We start from the raw sequence: 15,318 nt of genomic DNA, 5'->3' as shown, positions 1-15,318 counted from the left end.
TCGGTCACTTCTGTGCCGTCGTTTGATTGGCGACCCCGTAGCGAACCACGTTGACGCTCTCGCTTCGCTTTTTAGTTTGATCCTCGGACTGGCCTTCGGCCGTCGCGTTGATATCGGTGATGCTGCGCAGCGCGAGCGACAGCGTGCCGCTTTGGCGCGAGCGCGCCAGCAACTCGGCCTGCTCGGGCTTCAGTTCGAGCGTGACGGTGCGGCCGACGAGGGTGTTGATGCCGTCTTTTTCCTTCGGCGCCTGATCGATCGCCAGCACACGGATATTGCTGAGAATGATTTCGGACTGCATGACGTCGGCGCCCTTGCCATCCGGATTTCTTTCGCGCTTGGAGAGGATGACGTCGACGCGGTCATTGGGCAGGATGAAGCCGCCGGCGCCGGTTTCCGGCGAGATCTCGGTCGAGATCGCCCGCATGCCGGTCGGCAGGATGGCCGCCATGAAGCCGGAGCCGTTGGCCTTGACCAGCTTCTGCTCACGGATCGGCTCGCCCGCGATGAAGGGAGAGCGTGCGATCGAACCGGCGATTTCCTTGATGGCTTCGGCCCTGCTGGCGCGGTTGACCAGATTGCTGCCAGCGGCTGAAGCCGGCCAGGTCTGCCATTGCAGGTCTTCTGGCTTGACCAGTTGGCCGAGTCCGATGTCGGACTTCGCGACCAGAATCTCCGCCGTCGGCAATTGCGCGACCGGTTCGGCTGCCGGGCGCGATGTTTCTTCCGTGCCACGGGCGAGATAGGCGGCGACCCCGCCGGCACCCAAGGCGATGATCAGAACGACGACACGTGCGATATTCATACGCTTTACTTACTCTTACGCAGGGACGCCCCAACTACACCGCAACGACAGCCATCCCGGAGGTATGACTAGGCATCAAAGGTATAAGGGAACTTGAGGCGTGAAGTTTTTGGGTGATCGGACGGCGGGATTCACCGTCATGGTGAACGAGCGGTTATCGTTTGAAGAAAATCGTCCGCAAAAATCCGGAGGTGCGGCCGGTGACCGCAACACGCGGTTGATCTGGCCGGCAGGATGCAAGCGAAGGCGCTCCGCTGCATCGGCCGCCGCGAAGGCCGCTCAAAAATCGACAGGGAATCGCAGCCCTTGCTAGAGCATGATCCGGAAAAGTGGACACCGGTTTTCCCTCGCGACAAACGCGGAACGCGTTTGCGCGGAGATCATGCTCAAATCAAAGAGATAGAGTGGGATGGCGATTCGAAGAAACGTCATCCCGCTCTAGCTAGGCGGCCGCCTTCAACGCCGCAAAGCCGCGCTCGAGATCGGCCTTGAGGTCGTCGACATTCTCCAGGCCGATGTGGAGCCGCAGCGTCGGCCCGCCGGGGGACCATTTGGTGGCGGTGCGGTAGGGATCGCAATCGAACGGGATGATGAGGCTTTCGAAGCCGCCCCACGAAAAGCCCATGCCGAACAATTTGACCGCATCGAGCAGGGCGTCGACCGCCTTTTGCGGCACCGGCTTTAGAACAATGCTGAACAGGCCGGACGCGCCGGTGAAGTCGCGCTTCCAGATCGCGTGGCCGGGATGGCTCTCGAGCGCCGGATGCAGGACCGACAAGACTTCGGGGCGGGTAGCGAGCCAGCGCGCCATTTCAAGGCCCGAGCGATAATGCTGCGCGAGCCGCACCGAAAGCGTGCGGGTGCCGCGCAGCGCCAGGAAGACGTCGTCCGGCCCGGCGCAGACGCCGAGCAGCCGGATGCCTTCGGCGAGCAGCGGCCACGCCTTCGCGTTCGCCGAAATCGTGCCGAACATGATGTCGGAATGGCCGCCGATATATTTGGTGGCGGCCTGCATGCTGATGTCGACGCCCTGGTCGAGCGAGCGGTGAAACAAGGGCGTTGCCCAGGTGTTGTCGTCAATGACCAGCGCGCCCCTCGCATGGGCGACTTCGGCGATGGCGGGGATGTCGCTCATCTCGAACGACTGCGAGCCGGGCGCTTCGACCAGCACCGCCTTGGTGTTGGGCTTGAACAGGGCTTCGATGCCGGCGCCGATCAATGGATCGAAATAGCTGACCTCGACGCCGTAGCGGGCGAGCATGCCGTTGCAGAAGTTGCGCGAGGGCCGGTAGACGTTGTCGGTCACCAGCACATGATCGCCGGCGCTGAGCACCGAGAGCAGGGTAGTGGTGATCGCGGCCAGTCCCGACGGCGCAAGGCCAACGCCGGCGCATTGCGGGCCCTCCAGCGACATCAGCACGTCCTGCAGCGCCCGCGTGGTCGGAGAGCCGTGACGCCCGTAGGAGAATTCGGCGCGATGGGCGTGCAGGTCCTCGGCGGTCGGATAGAGCACGGTCGAGCCGTGGTACACGGCAGGGTTGACGAACCCCCTTTGCCCCTTGGTGTCACGGCCCGCGGTGACCAGTCTGGTTTCGGGTTTTTGCGGGTTGGACGGACCGTCGTTCGAAGAGCTCATGCGTTTGCATCATCCAAGACGTTATGCCGCAGCCACAACTTGATCGCGAAAAACACCGCCGGGCGGCGGGTCGGGGCGGGTGAGGTAATAACAAGACACAGAAGACGGCAGTCAACCCCTTGACCCGGCACGCCAGTCGTTCTGAGATGCATGCCAACTAACAGTCGCTGCAAGTTGAGGGGCCTGCCGCGATATCGGATCCACCGTCTGACCGGGATGGCATGTCAAATGCATGGTCAGGATGACGCTTTTCAGCAAGGGATCAGCGGGTTGGCCCCACAACGTCAGGCGTTGCCTAAAAAACGATCTCCGCACGATCTCCTTGAAAGGCCCAGCCCATGAAACGCGTATCTCTGGTTGTTACCCTTGCCCTAGCCGCCGGTCTCTCGGCCCAGGCCGCCTCGGCGCAAACCCTCAAGACGGTCAAGGACCGGGGCATGCTATCCTGCGGCGTCGGCCAGGGTCTTCCGGGGTTCTCGTCACCCGACGACAAGGGTAACTGGACCGGGCTCGACGTCGACGTCTGCAGGGCGATTGCGGCCGCGGTCTTCAATGATGCAACCAAGATCAAGTTCGTGCCGCTGTCGGCCAAGGACCGCTTCACCGCGCTGCAGTCCGGCGAAATCGACGTGCTGTCCCGCAACACCACCTGGACGCTGTCGCGCGATACCTCGCTCGGCGCCAATTTTACTGGCGTGACCTATTATGACGGCCAGGGCTTCATGGTGAAGAAGGCGCTGAAGGTGAATTCCGCGCTGGAACTGAACAGCGCGTCCGTTTGCGTGCAGACCGGCACCACGACCGAGCAGAACCTCGCCGACTACTTCAAGGGCAACAACATGAAGTACGAGGTGATCGCGTTCGGCACCAACGACGAAGCCGTCAAGGCTTACGAGTCCGGCCGCTGCGACGTCTTCACCACCGACGTGTCCGGCCTCTATGCCGACCGTTTGAAGCTTGCCAATCCGGCTGATCATGTCGTGCTTCCGGAAGTGATTTCGAAGGAGCCGCTGGGCCCGATGGTGCGCCATGGCGACGATCAGTGGTTCGACATCGTGAAGTGGACGCTGTTCGCGATGGTCACCGCGGAAGAACTGGGCATCACCCAGAAGAACGTCGATGAGATGGCTAAGTCGGACAAGCCGGAGATGAAACGGGTGTTCGGGACCGACGGCAATCTCGGTGAACAGCTCGGCCTGACCAAGGATTGGGTGTCGCGGATCGTGAAGGCCGTCGGCAATTACGGCGAGGCCTTCGATCGCAACGTCGGCGCCGGCTCCAAGCTCGGAATTGCCCGTGGTCTCAACGCGCTCTGGAACAAGGGTGGTATCCAATACTCGCCGCCGATCCGCTGATCGCCGGCACGAGGGCTGCGGCGATGGCCATAGAACCCCGAAAACCACCGACGCAGTTCGTTGCCAAACTGCAGCGAATGCTCGGTGGAAGTGCAGGCTGGAGCGGCTTTGTCGTCCAGATCCTGTTTGTCGCGGCGCTGTCCTGGATTGCCTACGAGATCGTCGCCAATGCCCGCGCCAATCTGCAGGCGCAGCGGATCACCGCGGGCTTCGGCTTTCTTGCCAACAATGCCGGCTTTGACGTCAGCCAGAGCCTGATCCCGTATTCGGGATCCGATCCCTACACCCGCGTTTTCCTGGTCGGCCTGCTCAATACGCTGCTGGTCTCGGTGATCGGCATCTTCTTTGCGACGCTGATCGGATTCCTCGTGGCCCTCGGCCGGCTGTCGCCGAACTGGCTGCTGTCGCGGATTTCGGGCGGCTATGTCGAACTGATCCGCAACCTGCCGCTCTTGTTCCAGATCCTGTTCTGGTATCTCGCCGTGCTCGCCGCATTGCCCAATCCGCGGCAGAGCATCTCCGTTTTGGACAGTTTCTTCCTGAGCAACCGCGGTCTGGTGATTCCGAAGCCGGTCGGCACGCCCGGGTTCGAGCCGTTTGTGGTTGCGCTGCTGGTGGCGATCGTGGCGGCGATTGCGTTGTGGCGTTACTCCCGCCGGCTACTGTTCCAGAGCGGCAAGGTGATCAAGGTCTGGCCCTCTGCACTCGGCATGATCATCGGCTTGCCGTTGGTCAGCGCGCTGATCTTTGGTCTACCCGTCACGTTTGAAGTGCCGGTGCTCAAAGGCTTCAACTTCGCCGGCGGCTCGCGGGTCATTCCCGAGTTCGTCGCGCTGACGCTGGCGCTATCCACCTACACGGCGGCCTTTATCGCCGAGATCGTGCGGGCGGGCATTCTCTCCGTGCACAAGGGGCAGATGGAAGCCGGTTCCTCGCTCGGCCTGCAACGCGGCTCGGTGCTGCGGCTGATCGTGATCCCGCAGGCGCTGCGCGTGATCCTGCCGCCGCTGACCAACCAGTATCTCAATTTAACCAAGAACTCTTCGCTGGCGGTTGGGATCGGTTATCCCGATCTGGTGTCGGTATTTGCAGGTACGACGCTGAGCCAGACCGGGCAGGCGATCGAGATCATCGGCATTACCATGGGCGTCTATCTGCTGATTTCGCTGGTGACGAGCGCGATCATGAGTTTCTACAGTTGGCGTATCAGCCGGAGCATGGGTTGATGAGCGACACCACACCATCCGGCTTTGTCCGCCAGGACCTCGTCGCCGAACGCCCCGCACCGGTGAAGACCACGGGCTTTGTCGGCTTCCTGCGCACGCGCCTGTTCAATTCGCCGACCAACATCCTGATCACGATCGTCAGCGTGTTGCTGCTGTGGTTCATCCTCGTGCCCTCGCTGAGATTCCTGCTGGTCGATGCGGTCTGGACCGGCAAGGATCGGACCGCCTGTCTCGCTGAAAATGCCGGGCATGTGGTCGGCGCCTGCTGGCCGTTCATCCAGGCGAAATTCAGCCAGTTCATCTATGGATTCTATCCGGAGCCGGAGCGCTGGCGGGTCGATTTGACCTTCGTCCTGGCCGCGGTCCTGCTGCTGCCGCTGCTGATTCCGCGGCTGCCGGCCAAGGGCCTCAATGCCGGGCTTTTCTTTGGCGCATTGCCGGTCATAGCCTTCTTCCTGCTGCATGGCGGCGGACTGGGCGGGCTTGGCGTGAGCTGGACGGCCGGGCTTCTGTCGGGCTTCAACGACAGTATTGGCGACGGCGGGCGAAAGCTCGCGGCCGCGGGCGAGACGACGGCCGTGATCGGGCCGTTGCTGTGGCTGCTCGGAAAACTGATCGTGCTGGTGAGCACGCTGATTGGATGGGTACTGCTGCCGCTGACCTGGCTGCGCGATCAGATCCAGGCTTTTGGCCGTCCGGTGTGGGCGGATCTTGCGCTTACCGCCATCATCGCTTGCGCTTTGGTGTTCTGGTTGGGCGCCGGCAAGCGCGACGGTTTGCGTCCCCTGGTCAATTGTCTTGCGATCTTCGCCGGTATCGGCATCGTCATCGCGGTGTTGGGGCTCGACCGTGGCGGATTGCCTGTCGTCGACACGCGGCTGTGGGGCGGCCTGCTGGTGACGCTGGTGGTGTCGGTTACCGGCATCGTGGCGTCGATGCCGGTCGGCATTGCGCTCGCGCTCGGCCGGCGTTCGTCTATACCGCTGATCCGGATTTTCTCGATCTCCTTCATCGAGTTCTGGCGCGGAGTTCCGCTGATCACGGTGCTGTTCTTCGCAACCTATATGTTGCCGCTGTTCGTTCCGACCGGTTTCACCATCGACGGATTGGTGCGCGCTCTGATCGGGATCGCGCTGTTTACCGGCGCCTACCAGGCTGAAAACATCCGCGGCGGCCTGCAAGCGATCCCGCGCGGGCAGGGTGAGGCGGCGAGCGCGCTCGGCCTGTCCTGGAGCAAGACCACGGCGCTGGTCGTGATGCCGCAGGCGTTGCGCCACGTCATCCCAAACCTCGTCAACAGCTTCATCAGCCTGTTCAAGGACACCTCGCTGGTTTCGATCGTCGCGCTGTTCGATCTGTTGGGATCGTTGCGCGCATCGTTTTCCGATCCAAACTGGTCGACGCCGACCACGTTGTTCACCGGCTTTGCGTTCACCGGGATCATCTATTTCGTCTTCTGTTTTGGCATGTCGCGTTATTCCATGTTCGTCGAGAACAGGCTGAACGCGCATCGCCGCAACTGAGTGTGGGACCATGAGCACAGACTCGATCGTTGGCATCCAGGGCCTCAATAAATGGTATGGCGAGTTCCACGTCCTGCGCGACATCAACCTCGATGTTTCCAAGGGTGAGCGCATCGTGATCTGCGGCCCCTCGGGCTCCGGCAAGTCGACCCTGATCCGCTGCATCAACGCGCTGGAGGAATTCCAGGAAGGTCAGATCGTCGTCGAGGGCATCGAGCTTGGGCCGAACCTGCGACGGGTGGACGAAGTCCGGCGCGAAGTCGGCATGGTGTTCCAGAGTTTTAATCTGTTTCCGCATCTGACCGTGCTGGAGAACTGCACGCTGGCGCCGATCTGGGTGCGCAACATCCCGAAAAAGGATGCCGAGGCGGCCGCGATGAAATTCCTGGAGCGGGTCAAGATCCCGCATCAGGCCAACAAATATCCGGGCCAGATGTCAGGCGGCCAGCAGCAGCGCGTCGCCATCGCCCGCGCGTTGACCATGAATCCGAAGGTGATGCTGTTCGACGAGCCGACCTCGGCGCTCGATCCCGAAATGGTCAAGGAAGTGCTCGACACCATGGTCGACCTCGCCAGGGAAGGCATGACCATGCTGGTCGTCACCCACGAAATGGGATTTGCCCGCGAGGTCGCCAACCGCGTCGTGTTCATGGACGCGGGGCAGGTGATCGAGTCGAACACGCCGCAGGAATTCTTCGCCAACCCGCAGCACGCGCGGACGAAGCTGTTCCTGAGCCAGATCCTACGGCATTAACGCAGGTGACGTAGCCCGGATGGAGCGTAGCGCAATCCGGGACAGTATCTCCGCGGCAAAACCGCCCCGGATTACGCTGCGCTCCATCCGGGCTACGAAATCCCGCCCCTCACACCTTCTCGAACGGCACGTCGATCTGGGTACGCTTTTCCAGCCACATCGGCACCGGCAGGTTCTTCGAGCGCATGAACTCCGGATTGAACAGTTTTGACTGATAGCGGTTGCCGGAGTCCGCGAGGATCGTGACGATGGTCTTGCCCGGTCCGAGCTGCTTGGCGAGCTGGATCGCGCCAGCGACATTGACGCCGGTCGAGCCGCCGAGGCATAGGCCTTCGTGCTCGAGCAGGTCATAGATCACCTTCACGGCCTCCTCGTCCGAAATCAGGAAAGCGTCGTCAACCTTCGCGGTCTCGATGACCGGCGTGACGCGGCCGAGCCCGATGCCTTCTGTGATCGAGTCGCCCGGCGTCGATTTGGCGGTGCCGTGCTTGAACAGCTCGTACATCGCGAAGCCATGCGGATCAGCGCACGCGGTAACGACGCCGCTACTTTTTTCCTTCAGGTAGCGGCTGGCGCCGGCCAGCGTGCCGCCGGTGCCGACCGAGCAGATGAAGCCGTCGATCTTGCCGCCGGTCTGCTCCCAGATCTCCGGTCCAGTGGACTCGTAATGCGCCTTGGCGTTGTCGAGATTGTTCCACTGGTCGGCGAACAGAACGCCGTTGGGCTCGGTCTTGCGAAGCTGGGCGGCCAGCCGCCGCCCGACATGCTGATAGTTGTTCGGGTTGGAATAGGGCAGCTGCGGCACCTCGACGAGTTCGGCGCCGCACAGCCGCAGCATGTCCTTCTTTTCCTGGCTCTGCGTTTCCGGGATCAGGATCAAGGTCCGGTAGCCGCGCGCGCTGGCGACGACGGCGAGACCGATGCCGGTATTGCCGGCGGTCGATTCCACCACGAGCCCACCCGGCTTGAGGTCGCCGCGCTTCTCGGCTTCGAGGATCATCCACTTGCCCGCGCGATCCTTCACCGACTGGCCCGGATTCATGAATTCGGCTTTGCCGAGAATGGTGCAGCCGGTCAGCTCTGATGCGCGCTTGAGCTTGATGAGCGGCGTGTTGCCGATCGCTTCGATGACGTCTTTGTTGAAGGCCATGTTTTTCAATTGCCGGTTTGCTTGCCTAATCGTTAGGCGACCCTAAAGGACCGCCGTTAGGCGCACAAGCCGGCGCTGAAACAGGGCTGTCAGGCCGATTTCGCAAACACCACCTGACGCACGTCGATATTTCCGGACAGGAACCCCGCCTCGCAGTAGGCGAGATAATACTCCCACAGCCGCCGGAAGCGGTCGTCGAAGCCCGATGGCGTCAGGTTGGGCCAGGCCGCGCGGAAATTGCTTCGCCAGATCGCAAGTGTCCTGGCATAATCTTGCCCGAAAATGCGTTCGCGGATGACGGGAACGCCGAAGCGCTCGCCGAGCGTTTTCAGGATCTGCGGCGAGGGCAGCATGCCGCCCGGAAACACGTAGCGCTGGATGAAATCGACCTCGCGGCGATAGGTCTGGAACAGGCTGTCCTGGATGGTGATGGCCTGGATGCCGGCCAGCCCACCGGGCAGCAAGCGGTCGCGCAACTGTGAAAAATATTTCGGCCAGAATTGCTCGCCGACCGCCTCGATCATCTCGATCGAGGCGATCCGGTCGTAGCGGTCGCGCTCGTCGCGATAATCCTGCAGCCTGATCTCGACCTTGTCGCTGAGGCCTGCGTTATGAATGCGCGCCTGGGCAAAATCGCGCTGCTCCTTGCTGATGGTGAGGCCGACGACTTTGGCGCCGAACGTCTTGGCGGCGTATTCGGCAAAGCCGCCCCATCCGCAGCCGATCTCCAGAAGCTTCTGGCCGGGCCGCAGATCGATAGCCTCGGCAAGCCGGCGATACTTGTTGTGCTGGGCTGCGGTCAGGTCTGCCGTGTCGTCCTCGAACAGCGCTGACGAATAGGTCATGCTGGGATCGAGCCAGGCCGAATAGAACGCGTTGCCGATGTCGTAATGCGCATAGATGTTGCGGCGTGCCTGCCGCTTCGTATTGCGATTGAGCCAGTGCCGGACGATCTGGAACGTGCGTGTCAGCGGGTTGCCGACCAGCATGGTCTGCATCCAGTCCTGATTGACGCAGAACAGATAGAGGAATTGCGTGAGGTCGGGCGTGTCCCATTCACCGCGCAGATAGGCTTCGGCGATACCGATGTCGCCGCCGCGCAGCAGCCGTGAGGCGAAGCCGTAATCATAGATTGTCATGGCTGCGGCGGGGCCTGGCGTAGTGCCGCCCAGCCGCACAACGCGGCCGTCGGCGAGGGTCACGTCGAGCGTGCCGTGTTGCAGCTTTGAACCAAAGCCCAGCGCCAGCCGGACCAGGCGGGGCAATTCCGGAAACGTCGTGTCTACGGTTTCCGATGTGACCGAAATCAACTCGGGCATGTGCGATCCATCGAATGGCGGTTACCCGGACTTCGCATGGCCGATCGACCCTGCTTCAATCCTTGGCACGGGGTGGACAACGCCGGCGAAGTATAATCGTTGCCTTTGCCGGTCGCCAAGCCGGTATAGAAGGCCGCGGTGGGCCGCGGGACCAGCCTGGCGCCCTTGAGCCAGAGCCGCAGCGCCTCCCAGTGGATCGCCGCCATGATCTTCATTGTGACCAGCGGGAGGGCGACAAACGCGCGCAGCAACTCCTTGGTGTTGAGGGCGCGATGGCTGCCATTGAAAGTTGCAGCGAGCAGGGGGCCTTCGCGGTTGGTTTCCAGAATTCGCAACTGGACGCGCTCGCCCGGCGGCAGCACGCGAAAATGGTAGCGCATCGCCATCCCGATGAAGGGCGAGACGTAGAACAGCTTGTCCTGCTGCTGCCGCACGCCGGCGTCGCTGATTTCGCCCGGTGTCACCGGCAGGACGTAAGGATGAACGTCGCCAAAGGTGTTGCGCACTTCATAGATCAACAGCGCCAGCTCACCATCAGCGCGATAGCAGAAATAGATCGAAAGCGGATTGAAGGTGTAGCCGAGCAGGCGGGGATAGCAGAGCAGCAGCACCCGTCCGCCCGTGAGGTCGATGCCGCGCTCGGCCGCGCAACGTTGCGCGTAGGCGTGCAAGGATGTTCCGTCCCGCTTGCCATGGTCGGCCTCGTGGAAACTGTAAAGCGCCGCGCGGTTGACGCCGAACAGCGGCGATCGCCGGTCTGCGTCCGCCAGCCGGTCGAGATCGATCAGCAGGCTCATCACGCGATAGCTGAAGCGATGGCCGATCGGCTTCAGCCGTGCATGCATGACCTCACCGACGTAAAGCGCGGCCGCATCGGAGCAAGGTTGTTTGGATCCAGCCGGTGTTACGCGCATAACTACTCCGCGGCTTCCGCCAGTCCGGGCAGCACTTGGCGCCATGGTGCCACCGCGCCGAGCGCTTCGGCGACTGAAAGGCCGGATCGCAAACCGTCCTCGTGGAATCCGTATCCGGTCCATGCGCCGCAGAACCAGGTATGTCGCCGGCCCTGAATTTCGGGCAGGCGCTTCTGGGCGGCAAAGGCTGTGGCGTTATATTGCGGATGCTCGCAGAGGTACTTGCCGAAGGTCAGCGTAGGATCGGGCGCGACCGGCGGGTTGAGGCTGACGAATAACGGTCTGTCGTGATCGATGCCCTGCAGCTCGTTCATCCAGTAGGTCACGGAGACGTCGTTATCGACACCCCCTTGGCGCGGCCAGCGCAGGAAATTCCACGATGCCCAGGCGCGCCGGCGCTTCGGCATCAGCGCGGGATCGCGGTGCAGATAGATCGTGTTGGGGGAATAGCCGATCGCGCCCAGGATAGCGCGCTCGCGCTCGTCGGCATCCGACAGCATCGCCAGTGCCTGGTCGCTGTGGGAGGCGATCACGACATGATCGTAGCTGTCGGTCTTGCCGTGGCTATCGTGGACGACGACGCCATGGAGCGTACGCTCGATTGCCGTGACGGCGCAGCCAAGCCTGATCCGGTCGCGGAATGAAGCGGTCAGCTTTTCGACGTAGTGCTGGCTGCCGCCTTTCACGGTACGCCAGACCGGGCGGTCATATTGCAGCAGGCGATGGTTGGCGAAGAAGGCGACGAAATTTTCGGCCGGGAAGTCCAGCATCTCGCTCGATGGCGCCGACCAGATCGCAGCGCCCATCGGCGCCAGATAATCGGTCAACAGCCGCGGCGCAAAATGGCGCGTGCGGAAATATTCGCCGAGCGTCAGCCCGGCGAGTTTTCCGGCTGCGTAATCCTCGATGCTCTGCTGGTTGAAGGTGATGATGTCGCGCAGCATCCAGAGATAGGAGGGCGACAGCAGGTTGCTGGCTTGCGCGAACAATCCGCGCGCGGTCTCGAACCAGTTGTTGCCGCCGCCTTTCCACTCGAAGCGGCCGGTGTCCGCCGTCACCGCAAAGCTCATGCAGCTTTCGACGGTCTCGACGCCGAGATGGGTGAACAATGCCGTCAGGTCCGGATAGTTCAGTTCATTGTAGACGATGAAGCCGATGTCGACCGCAAGCCGCGTGCCGTCATAGTCGATGCTGACGGTGTGGCTGTGGCCGCCGGGCCTGACTTCGCGGTCGTACACGGTGACCGGATAATGTTTCGATAAGGTCCAGGCCGCGGCATTGCCACTGATTCCCGTCCCGACCACCGCGACCCGCATTTTTGGCCCTCCATGGCACGCTGCGAGATACGGGGGGCTGTTCCCGGAGTTTCAAATCGGCCACAGGTGCGGATCAGCTTGCAGGACAGGCTGACGCGGGACGTCAGAACAGGGAAAAACCGAAGGAAAACCCCATGAAATCTTCGTAAGATTTCGGCGGTCCTGCCGCGTCCCGACATCGCTCCAAGCCCTATAAATAAGGGGAAGCGAGCAATTTACTGCCTGTTTTTCTCACCCGAACGGACGGTCGGCGCAGGACCGCGCGGGGCTGTCCGCGCCCCAGTCCCAAGGCTAGTATGATTCCCGAGGTTCCAACGGAAGCATCACCCCGTGAACGTATCGCAGGCCATCAGGAGAAGCGCTCGCCGTGCGCCGGGCCGGGATTTGCCCGGTGGAGAACGGGTGTGACCCAGCGAATTGCAACTGCTGCGATGGAAGGCTGGCCCGCTCTTGTCCCCGGCGGCAAGCGGCTGGCGCGATCGCTTGCGGTGCTTGGCCTCGTCGCCGCGTCCTCCGGTTGCATCCTGACCAAGGATCTTCCCGATCCCGCGCTCGACGTCCCCGATGGCTACAAGGCGGCGCGGCTTTCGAAGGCCGCCGACGCGCCGCCGACGCTCGACTGGTGGCGCGGCTTCCGCTCGCGCGAGCTGACGGGCCTGATGGAAGAGGCGCAGACCGTCAATCTGGACATTGCGGCGGCCACTGCGCGGTTCAAGCAGGCCGATGCGCAGGCGCGAATCGCCGGCGCGGCGCTGCTGCCTGCTCTCAGCGGCAGCGGCTCGGAGAGCTATTCCCGGACCTCCGGATCGAGCGCCAGCGGCTTGAGCATTGGCGGCCGTGAGGTGGTCAATTATTCGGCCTCGCTGAGCGCCAGTTACGAGCTGGATTTCTGGGGCAAGAACCGCGACGCCGCGCAGGCCGCGGAGGAGACCGCAATCGCCAACCGCTTCGACCGCGATGTCGTCGCGCTGACCACGCTGGCGACGGTTGCGAATGCCTATTTCCAGGTGCTAACCGCGCAGGACCGGCTTCGGACCGCGCAGCAGAACATCGCCAGCGCCGAGCGCATCCTCAACGCCATCCGCGACCGCTTCAAAGCCGGGACCGGCACCGACCTCGACGTCGCGCAGCAGGAGAGTGTGGTCGCCAACCAGCGCGCGCAGGTGCCACCGCTGAAACAGACGCTCGACCAGAACATCAACGCGCTGGCAACCCTGGTGTCGCGGCCGCCGGAATCCGTTCGCGTCAAGGGCGGGTCGCTCAACCAGATCGGTTCGCCGCGGGTCACGCCCGGCCTGCCGTCGGAGTTGCTGACGCAGCGCCCTGACATCCGCCGACAGGAAGCGCAGCTTGCCTCGGCGACCGCCAATGTCGGCAATGCCCGCGCGCAGTTCTTTCCGAGTATCCAATTGACCGGGCAGGGTGGCTATCAAAGCTCGGCGCTGTCCTCGCTGTTTCAGCCGCACGCTGCCTTCTTCAGCATGGTCGGCAGCCTGACCCAGCCGATCTTCGACGGCGGCAGGATCCTCGGCAATTTCGAGTTCACCAAGGCGCGGCAGGACGAGTTGCTGCAGATCTATCGCAAGACCGTGGTGCAGGCCTTTGCCGATGTCGACAATGCCCTGTACTCGATCCGCCAGACCACGGAGAGGCTGCGGCTGCAGCGCGAAGTGGTGGCGGCATCGCGGCGGGCGTTCCAGCTTGCCGAGCAGCAGTTGCGGGCTGGAACCGCCGATATCGTAACTGTGCTAAATACGCAGACGACGTTATTCCAGGCGGAGGATTTGCTGTGGCAGGCCCAACTGGCCCGGCTGCAGGCGATCGTCAGCCTCTATCAGGCGCTGGGGGGCGGCTGGGAGCCCAGGATGGAAAGGCCGGTCGATGCTCTTTAAGCCGGAAGATGACAAACCGAAGACGGCTGGCAAGCGCGTCGTGCGCGGCATTGGCCGGCGGATGGTGTCGCTGACGATCACGCTATTGATCCTCGGCGGGCTCGGCTATCTCGGCTGGTACGCCTTTCAGCAGAAACAGAATGGCCGTGGCGGCCCCGGTGCGCGCCCCGACCTCCCGGTGCCGGTGCTGGCGGCGACGCCGCGGACGCAGGATGTGCCTGTATACCTCGATGCTGTGGGCTCGGTTCGCGCGTTGAACAACGTTATCGTGCGCGCTCAGGTCGACGGCAAGCTGATCAAGGTGAATTTCGTCGAGGGCCAGGACGTCAAGCAGGGCGACGTGCTCGCCGAGATCGATCCCGTGATCTACCAGGCCCAGTACGATCAGGCGGTGGCCAAGAAGGCGCAGGACGAGGCGCTGCTCGCCAACCAGAAGCTCGATCTGGCGCGCTATCAGCAACTCGCCGCGTCGAATGCCGGCTCCAAGCAGCAGGCCGATACGCAGCGCGCGGTGGTCGCCCAGCAGGAAGCGCTGGTGCAGGCCGACCAGGCCGCCATCGACAATGCGCGGGCGATGCTCGGCTACACCAAGGTCATCGCGCCGCTGACGGGGCGCGTCGGCCTGCGCCAGGTCGACCAGGGCAACATCATCCGCGCTTCTGACGTCACCGGCCTCGTCATCATCACCCAGTTGCAGCCGATCGCGGTGCAGTTCAGCCTGCCGCAGCAGCAGATCGTGCGGGTCAACGCCGCCGCCGCCTTGGGCGTGCTGGCGGTGGACGTGTTCGGCAATGACGGCGTCACCGTCGTCGATACAGGTACGCTCAAGGGCATCGACAACCAGGTCGATCCGACCACGGGCACGCTGAAGCTGAAGGCCGAATTTCCGAACGCCAAGTTCCAGCTCTGGCCCGGACAGTTCGTCAATGTGCGGCTGAAGGTCGAAACGCTGGAGAAGGCGATCGTCGTGCCGGCGTCGGCCGTGCAGCGCGGCCCTGTCGGGACGTTCAGCTATGTGATCGGCCCCGACAATGTCGCGACCGCCAAGCCGGTCGTGGTGACGCAGCAGAACGAAAACGACGCCGTGATCGCGAGCGGCCTTTCGATCTCCGACCGCGTCGTGACCACGGGCTTTGCCAATCTGTCCGACGGCGCCAAGGTTCTGATCGGCACCGACGACCGGGCGCCGACCGCGGACCTCGCGCCGCGCAAGCGCAGCCGCAGCCCCGATGCCAAGGGAGAGCCCAAGGGAGAGCCCAGGGGTGGTCAGGGCAAGGATGGCGAGCACCGCGGCAAGCGCGAGCGCGGCGAGGGCGATCAGAAGGGACAAACCGGCCCGGCACCAGCCGAGCCGTCGGGCGGCGCTGCGAAGTCGCAGCCATGATCGACACCGCACGCCTGAAATGAATTCGCAAGTGAGGACGCAAC

General features: G+C 63.1%; 12 protein-coding genes. 6 read left to right on the top strand and 6 right to left on the bottom strand.

Annotated features, from left to right (window positions below; all coding sequences use genetic code 11):
• Positions 1-4: 4 nt before the first annotated feature.
• Both cpaB and metC read right to left on the bottom strand, forming a co-directional pair.
• The gene (gene cpaB / locus C7G61_RS25505; protein ID WP_108519438.1) at positions 5-805 is read right to left on the bottom strand and encodes a Flp pilus assembly protein CpaB; all 801 of its coding nucleotides are present in this window, start codon (positions 803-805) and stop codon (positions 5-7) included.
• 442 nt (positions 806-1,247) lie between these two features.
• Positions 1,248-2,441 carry a cystathionine beta-lyase gene (gene metC / locus C7G61_RS25500; RefSeq protein ID WP_108519437.1) on the bottom strand — a complete coding sequence of 398 codons (1,194 nt, stop codon included), beginning with the start codon at positions 2,439-2,441 and terminating at the stop codon, positions 1,248-1,250.
• 338 nt (positions 2,442-2,779) lie between these two features.
• Between metC and C7G61_RS25495 the strand changes: the two genes are divergently transcribed.
• The 4 genes from C7G61_RS25495 to C7G61_RS25480 are packed head-to-tail and all read left to right on the top strand — an operon-like array spanning position 2,780 to position 7,299.
• Positions 2,780-3,796, top strand: a complete 1,017-nt coding sequence (locus C7G61_RS25495; RefSeq protein ID WP_108519436.1) for an amino acid ABC transporter substrate-binding protein — start codon at positions 2,780-2,782, stop codon at positions 3,794-3,796.
• A 23-nt stretch (positions 3,797-3,819) separates the two neighbouring features.
• Positions 3,820-5,022: an amino acid ABC transporter permease gene (locus C7G61_RS25490; protein WP_108519435.1), complete on the top strand. Its 1,203-nt coding sequence runs from the start codon at positions 3,820-3,822 to the stop codon at positions 5,020-5,022.
• Positions 5,022-6,545, top strand: a complete 1,524-nt coding sequence (locus C7G61_RS25485; protein WP_108519434.1) for an amino acid ABC transporter permease — start codon at positions 5,022-5,024, stop codon at positions 6,543-6,545. The genes C7G61_RS25490 and C7G61_RS25485 overlap by 1 nt, the downstream gene beginning before the upstream one ends.
• A gap of 10 nt (positions 6,546-6,555) precedes the next feature.
• Entirely contained in the window at positions 6,556-7,299 is a 744-nt protein-coding gene (locus C7G61_RS25480) for an amino acid ABC transporter ATP-binding protein (protein ID WP_108519433.1), read from the top strand.
• Between the two features lie 109 nt (positions 7,300-7,408).
• Here C7G61_RS25480 and C7G61_RS25475 read toward each other — a convergent pair whose 3' ends face one another.
• From C7G61_RS25475 to C7G61_RS25460, 4 genes are all read right to left on the bottom strand, one after another.
• Positions 7,409-8,449, bottom strand: coding sequence for a cysteine synthase A (locus tag C7G61_RS25475; protein ID WP_108519432.1), 1,041 nt, complete (start codon positions 8,447-8,449; stop codon positions 7,409-7,411).
• 89 nt (positions 8,450-8,538) lie between these two features.
• Positions 8,539-9,768 carry an SAM-dependent methyltransferase gene (locus C7G61_RS25470; protein ID WP_108519431.1) on the bottom strand — a complete coding sequence of 410 codons (1,230 nt, stop codon included), beginning with the start codon at positions 9,766-9,768 and terminating at the stop codon, positions 8,539-8,541.
• Positions 9,756-10,682 carry a DUF1365 domain-containing protein gene (locus C7G61_RS25465; protein WP_108519430.1) on the bottom strand — a complete coding sequence of 309 codons (927 nt, stop codon included), beginning with the start codon at positions 10,680-10,682 and terminating at the stop codon, positions 9,756-9,758. Before C7G61_RS25465 ends, C7G61_RS25470 begins: the two co-directional genes overlap by 13 nt.
• A gap of 2 nt (positions 10,683-10,684) precedes the next feature.
• Entirely contained in the window at positions 10,685-11,998 is a 1,314-nt protein-coding gene (locus C7G61_RS25460; RefSeq protein ID WP_108519429.1) for an NAD(P)/FAD-dependent oxidoreductase, read from the bottom strand.
• 431 nt (positions 11,999-12,429) lie between these two features.
• On the opposite strand from C7G61_RS25460, the gene C7G61_RS25455 reads away from it, so the two are divergent.
• Together C7G61_RS25455 and C7G61_RS25450 are read left to right on the top strand one after the other, a co-directional pair.
• Positions 12,430-13,890 (top strand): efflux transporter outer membrane subunit, encoded by a 1,461-nt coding sequence (locus C7G61_RS25455; RefSeq protein ID WP_108519428.1) that lies wholly within the window; start codon positions 12,430-12,432, stop codon positions 13,888-13,890.
• The gene (locus tag C7G61_RS25450) at positions 13,880-15,274 is read left to right on the top strand and encodes an efflux RND transporter periplasmic adaptor subunit (protein WP_108519427.1); all 1,395 of its coding nucleotides are present in this window, start codon (positions 13,880-13,882) and stop codon (positions 15,272-15,274) included. The genes C7G61_RS25455 and C7G61_RS25450 overlap by 11 nt, the downstream gene beginning before the upstream one ends.
• Positions 15,275-15,318 lie beyond the last annotated feature (44 nt).

Source organism: Bradyrhizobium algeriense (assembly GCF_003062295.1).
GTDB classification, from domain to species: domain Bacteria; phylum Pseudomonadota; class Alphaproteobacteria; order Rhizobiales; family Xanthobacteraceae; genus Bradyrhizobium; species Bradyrhizobium algeriense.
Note: the sequence above shows the minus strand (reverse complement) of the source record. Positions and strands in the feature narration are given on the sequence as shown.